Source organism: Nonomuraea sp. NPDC001684, from assembly GCF_053596515.1.
Genome location: NZ_JBSFGJ010000529.1, coordinates 1 through 5,995 on the forward strand (window position 1 = coordinate 1; position 5,995 = coordinate 5,995).

General features: G+C 70.9%; 6 protein-coding genes and 1 pseudogene. 4 read left to right on the forward strand and 3 right to left on the reverse strand.

What is annotated here, in order from left to right; all coding sequences use genetic code 11:
* Positions 1-93: 93 nt before the first annotated feature.
* Positions 94-414 (reverse strand): annotated as a pseudogene (locus ACWCSD_RS46115) (alpha/beta fold hydrolase); the annotation flags it as partial.
* 93 nt (positions 415-507) lie between these two features.
* On the opposite strand from ACWCSD_RS46115, the gene ACWCSD_RS46120 reads away from it, so the two are divergent.
* The 3 genes from ACWCSD_RS46120 to ACWCSD_RS46130 all read left to right on the forward strand — a co-directional run bounded on the left by ACWCSD_RS46120 (position 508) and on the right by ACWCSD_RS46130 (position 2,602).
* On the forward strand, positions 508-981 hold the full coding sequence (locus ACWCSD_RS46120; protein WP_358282368.1) for a MarR family winged helix-turn-helix transcriptional regulator: 474 nt from the start codon (positions 508-510) through the stop codon (positions 979-981).
* Between the two features lie 134 nt (positions 982-1,115).
* Positions 1,116-2,306 (forward strand): helix-turn-helix domain-containing protein, encoded by a 1,191-nt coding sequence (locus tag ACWCSD_RS46125; protein WP_449925035.1) that lies wholly within the window; start codon positions 1,116-1,118, stop codon positions 2,304-2,306.
* A gap of 95 nt (positions 2,307-2,401) precedes the next feature.
* Positions 2,402-2,602 (forward strand): hypothetical protein, encoded by a 201-nt coding sequence (locus ACWCSD_RS46130; RefSeq protein ID WP_358282364.1) that lies wholly within the window; start codon positions 2,402-2,404, stop codon positions 2,600-2,602.
* Between the two features lie 40 nt (positions 2,603-2,642).
* Here ACWCSD_RS46130 and trpS read toward each other — a convergent pair whose 3' ends face one another.
* Both trpS and ACWCSD_RS46140 read right to left on the reverse strand, forming a co-directional pair.
* On the reverse strand, positions 2,643-3,647 hold the full coding sequence (gene trpS / locus ACWCSD_RS46135; protein WP_364338250.1) for a tryptophan--tRNA ligase: 1,005 nt from the start codon (positions 3,645-3,647) through the stop codon (positions 2,643-2,645).
* Positions 3,648-3,661: 14 nt separating this feature from the next.
* Entirely contained in the window at positions 3,662-4,975 is a 1,314-nt protein-coding gene (locus ACWCSD_RS46140; RefSeq protein WP_397165247.1) for a hemolysin family protein, read from the reverse strand.
* Positions 4,976-5,061: 86 nt separating this feature from the next.
* Here ACWCSD_RS46140 and galE point away from each other — a divergent pair.
* The coding region (gene galE, locus ACWCSD_RS46145; protein WP_449925040.1) for a UDP-glucose 4-epimerase GalE at positions 5,062-5,995 on the forward strand (934 nt) is incomplete at its 3' end.

A 5,995-nucleotide genomic window follows, 5' to 3' on the forward strand; every position in this document is an offset into this window, starting at 1 on the left:
AGGTCGGCGACGACCTGTCCTCGATCGCCAACGCCGCCCGCCGCTTCCTCGATCAGCAGGACTTCATGACCAGCGCGATCCACGAGCTGTTCACCCCGGATGCCGCGCCGCCCAGTCGAAGGCCAGCGCGCCGCCCCAGTCGTGGCCGACCAGCACGACCTCCTCCAGGCCGAGCTCGTCGAACCAGGCGTCGAGGTAGCGGGCGTGGTCGGTGAAGCGGTAGGCCAGGTCGGGCCGCCCCGAGCGGCCCATGCCGATCAGGTCGGGCGCGAGCAACCGGCCGGATCCCACCCCGGGCAGCACGTTGCGCCACAGGTGGGAGGAGTTGGGGTTGCCGTGCAGGAAGACGATCGGCACGCCCTCCCCCCGGTCCTCGTAGTACATGGTCGAGTCCAGCACCTCGGCAACAGGCATGACGCGCCCTCTTTCGTTCATCACACTAACGTTTATGACACTAACGAATGTACATCGTTAGTGCGACTAACGCAACGGGATAGGATCACCGGCATGAGCCACGACATGTCCGACGCCGCCGACCGGGCCGCCCCCGACCGCCTGCGCGGCCTGCCGAGCCGGCTGCTGGCCCACGTCGCGATGCAGGCCGACCGGCTGGTCAGCGACCGGCTCGCGGGCGCCGACGCGCGCAAGTGGCACTACGCGGTGCTCGTCGCGCTGCGCGAGTCCGGCCCGGCCAGCCAGGCCGAGCTGAGCCGGCTCACCGGCATCTACCGCAGCGACATGGTCGCGCTGCTCAACGAGCTGGCCGAGCGCGGCCTCGTCGAGCGCGCGCCCGACCCCGCCGACCGCCGGCGCAACGTCATCTCCATGACCGAGCGCGGCCGCGACCGGCTCACCCGGCTCGACGGGCTGGTGGACGACGTCCAGGACGAGCTGCTGGCGCCCCTGACCGGCCCCGAGCGCGACCAGCTCGTCGGGCTGCTCGGACGGCTGCGCGACCACCACTCCCGATCAGCCCAATAGCGGGCAAACCCTGGTGAAAGCCGAGGCGTGGGAGCTTGCCGACATACCTCCTGACCAGGGGGAACGCATGGCAGGGCCGCTCCGGTGACCCTAGCCTGTGCTGTGTTGGGACCGAGCCAGGAGGCGTCACCCCCATGACCGACATCAGCACCGGGCAGATGGTGCGACTCCAGCGCGAACGAAGGGGCATGAGCACGACCGCGCTGGCGACCCAGTCCGGCTGCACCACCCGGCACATCGAACTGATCGAACACGGAAAACGCACCCCCTCGCTGCCCCTTCTCCGCGAGATCGCCAAGGTCCTCGGCGTACGGACCGCCGTGCTCCTGGGCGAGACCCCCCGCGACTCCCACGAGCCCAGCAGGCCGCAGATCCGCGACATCGAGCGCGCCCTGTTCGCCTGCCGCACCGGCGAGCCCGACCTCGAACCGCCCGACGCCGAGCAGCTGACCGAACGCGTGGCGGCGGCGCGCAACGCCTGGTTCACCTCGGCCCGCCGGTACTCGATCCTGATGGCCGCGCTGCCCTCGCTGGTCTCCGACGCCGAGAGCCTGGCGGCCGAGCGCACCCCCGCGGCCTACCGGACCGCGACGGACGCGTACATGCTGGCCAGAGGGGTGCTCAAGCACCTGCAACGGGTGGACCTCGCGCACCTGGCCGCCGACCGGGCCATGCGTTACGCCGAGGAGTCGGCCGACCCGCTGACGCTCGCCTGGGCCCACTGGAACCTCGGCCAGTCGATGCTCTCCGACGACATGCACCAGATCGCCCACGACGTGGCCCGGCGCGGCATCGAGATCCTCGAACCCCACGTGGCCGACGGCGACGTACGGCACATCAAGGCACTCGGCGCGCTGCACCTGCTGGCCGCCATCAGCGCGGCCAGGGGCGGCGACGATGAGCAGGCCAGGCAGACCGTGCGCGGCATCGCCGCCCGGCTCGCCGACCGCGCCGACGACCACTCCGACGCCTACGACCTGGCCTTCTTCGGCCCCACCAACGTCGCCATCCACATGGCCAGCATCGAGCACGACACCGGCCGCCCCGAGGCCGTGCTGCGGCTGGCCGACGACATCGACATCCGCAGGACCCCGTCCATCGAGCGGCGCACCACGCATCTGTGCCAGGTCGCCCGCGCCTGCGAAGACCTGGGCGACGACGCCGCGAGCCTGGTCTACCTGCTGCGGATCGAGCGCGAGAGCCCCGAGGAGCTCGACCACAAGCTGCTGCTGCGGGAGATGGTGCGCTCGCTGGTGCGCCGCGCGCGGCCGTCGTGGGCGCCGGAGGTGCGTTTCCTCGCCGAGCGCCACAACATCGACGTGTGAGGCCGTCCACCGAACTCTGAGTTCGCTCCGGCCGAACGGGGAGATCTGTCGCCGCGGTTCGTCACGGAGCGGGTCCGGGGTGGCACTGTGCGTCCATGACCACAACGCCGAGTGCTGACGTCGTCATGGAACGCCTGCTGGAGGAGGCCATGCGCGAGTTCCCCGGCTGGGCGTTCAGCCGGGGACGGTCGGGATGGACCGCCGTGTCGGGCGGTGTGCGGCTGACCGGCCGCAGCCTGGCCGCGCTCCGCGCCCGCCTGCGCGTACGCCCCCTCGACCAACGCGCACGCCTGTGACGACCGGAGGAAGGGCGGCAGGCCCGCCGCCCTTCCCGCCTCACACCTTGGGCAGGAAGCCCACCCGGTCGCGGACCTCGGCCATCGTCCGCCGGGCCACGGCGGCGGCGCGCTCGGCGCCGACGGCCAGCAGGCGGTCGAGCTCGACCTCGTCGGCCAGCAGCTTCTCCGTGCGCTCGCGGATCGGCGTGAACGTCTCCACGACGGCCTCGGCGACGTCCTTCTTGAACGTGCCGTAGCCCTGACCCGCGTAGCGGGCGACCAGGTCGGGGATGGGCGTGCCGGTCAGCGCCGACTGGATGCGCAGCAGGTTGGAGATGCCCGGCTTGTTCTCCTCGTCGAACAGCACCTCCGAGCCCGTGTCGGTCACCGCGCGCATGACCTTCTTGCGCAGCGGCCCCGGCTGCTCCAGCACGTCGAGGATGCCCGCCGGGCTGGAGGACGACTTCGACATCTTCGCCGTCGGGTCCTGGAGGTCGGTGATCTTCTCGACCTCCTTGAGGATGTACGGGTCGGGCAGCGTGAAGGTGTCGCCGAAGCGGTGGTTGAAGCGCTGGCCCAGGTCGCGGGTGAGCTCCAGGTGCTGCTTCTGGTCGGCCCCCACCGGGACGGCGTTGGCCTGGTAGAGCAGGATGTCGGCGGCCTGCAGGATCGGGTAGGTGAACAGCCCGACGCTGGCCGCGCTCTCGCCGAACTTGGCCGACTTGTCCTTGAACTGCGTCATCCGGGCAGCCTCGCCCATGCCGGTGAGGCAGATCAGGATCCAGGCGAGCTCGGTGTGCTCGCGCACGTGCGACTGCACGAAGACGGTCGAGCGCTCGGCGTCGAGGCCGGCGGCGAAGAGCTGCGCGGCGGCCACCCGGCTGCGCCTGCGCAGGGCGGCGGGCTCGGTCGGCACGGTGATCGCGTGCAGATCGACCACGCAGTAGAAGGCGTCGTGGGTCTCCTGCATGGTGACCCACTGACGGACCGCACCCAGGTAGTTGCCCAGGTGGAAGGAGTCCGCGGTGGGCTGGATGCCGGAGAGAACACGAGGTCTGGCCATAGCAGGCAATTGTGTCAGGAATCCTGGTCGGGCGGCGACTCGGCGGCGGCCCGGCGTTTCACCCGCACCCGCGCGATCCGGCGCCCGTCCAGCTCGGTGACGGTCAGCTCGAAGCCCTGGATCTCCACCTGCTCGCCGACGCCGGGAACGTGCCCCAGCATCGCCATCACGAACCCGCCCAGCGTCTCGTACGGGCCGTCGGGCAGCCGTACGCCGGTCTCGGTGGCGAAGTCGTTGAGGTTGGTCAGGCCGTCGATCTCGATCTCGCCGGCGGGCAGGACGACGACGTCCTCCTCGACGTCGTACTCGTCCCTGATGTCGCCGATCAGCTCCTCGACCAGGTCCTCCATGGTGACGATGCCGGCGGTGCCGCCGTACTCGTCGACCACGATGGCCAGGTGCTGGCCCTCGTCGCGCATCTCGTTCAGGGTGCTCAGCAGGCGCTTGGAGGCGGGCACGAACTTGGCGGGCCGGATCGGCACGACCGCGCTGATGGGCTCGGTACGCCCGATCAGCTGGGGGTCGAGCAGGTCGCGCACGTGCACGAAACCGATGACCTCGTCGTATGAGTCGCGGTAGACGGGGAAGCGGGAGTGCGGGAGCGCGGCGGCCAGGTTCGCGGCCTCGGCCAGCGGCGTCTCGGCGTCCATGAACTCGACCTCGGTGCGGGGCAGCATGACCTCGCGGAGCTGGCGCTTGCCGGCGGCGAACACCTCGGCGATGAGCTTGCGCTCGTCGGCGGTGAGCTCGGCGTGCCCGACGACCATGTCGCGCAGCTCCTCGGTGGTGACCTCCTCGCGGTCGGCCTCCGGGTTGCCGCCGAGCAGCCGGACGACCAGGTCGGTCGACTTCGACAACATCCAGATGATCGGGCGCGACAGGGCGGCGATCCGGTCGAGGAAGGGCGCGACGAACAGCGACAGCCCCTCGGTGCGCTGCAGGGCCAGCCGCTTGGGGGCCAGCTCGCCGAGCACCAGCGAGACGTACGAGATGGCCAGCGTCACCAGCACGAGCCCGAGCACGGGCGCGACCGCGTGCGGCACCCCCCAGCGTTCGAGCACCGGGACGAGCTCCATCCCGAGCCGGTCGGCGCCGAAGGCGGCCGAGAGCATCGTGGCGACGGTCACCCCGATCTGCACCGCCGACAGGAAGCGGTTGGGGTCGCGGGCCAGCTTGGCCACCCGCTCGCCCCTCCGGCCGCGCTCGGCGAGCTTGCGCACCTGGCTCTCGCGCAGGGAGACCATCGCGATCTCCGCGCCCGCGAAGAACCCGCCGACCAGGATGAAGAGCAGGACCAGGGCGATGTTCGCCGCGAGGGTGTCAAACATGGTGGTTGGCAGCGTACTCGGCGGGTTTCCCGCGTATGCTGAACGGCAAGCCGTACAAAATCAAACATATGTAAACAGGAGTACACATGAGGCTGTTGGTCACCGGAGGCGCCGGGTACGTCGGCAGCGTCGTCGCCGCGCAGCTTGTCGAGGCGGGGCACGAGGTGACCGTGCTCGACGACCTGTCCACGGGCCACGAGGACGCGGTGCCCGAGGGCGCCCGGTTCGTGCGTGAGTCGATCACGAACGCCCACGACGCGCTCGACGGCATGGACGCCGTGCTGCACTTCGCGGCCAAGTCCCTGGTGGGCGAGTCGGTGGAGAAGCCGGGCCTTTACTGGGCGAGCAACCTCGGCGGCACGCTGGCCCTGCTCGACGCGATGCGCGACAAGGGCGTGCGCCGGATCGTCTTCTCCTCCACGGCGGCCACGTACGGCGAGCCCGAGCGCTCCCCCATCGAGGAGGACGACCCGACGCGCCCGACCAACCCCTACGGTGCCTCGAAGCTGGCCGTGGACACCGCCCTGAGCGCCTACGCGGGCATCCGCGGGCTCGGCGCGGTGAGCCTGCGCTACTTCAACGTGGCCGGCGCCTACGGCCGCTTCCGCGAGCGCCACACGGTCGAGACCCACCTCATCCCGAACGTGCTCAAGGTGGCCACCGGCGAGCGCGACTCGGTGAGCGTCTTCGGCACCGACTACCCCACGGCCGACGGCACCTGCGTGCGCGACTACGTCCACGTCGGCGACCTGGCGCGGGCGCACCTGCTGGCGCTGGAGGCGGTCGCCGAGGGCGAGCACAAGATCTACAACCTGGGCAGCGGCACCGGGTTCAGCGTGCAGGAGGTGATCTCGGTCTGCCGCGAGGTCACCGGCCACGAGATCCCGGTCGTCGTCGGCGACCGGCGGCCCGGCGACCCGGCAGTCCTGGTGGCCTCGTCCGCGCGGATCCAGCGCGACCTGGGGTGGAAGGCGGAGCGGGCGGCGCTGCGCGACATCGTCTCCGACGCGTGGACGGCAC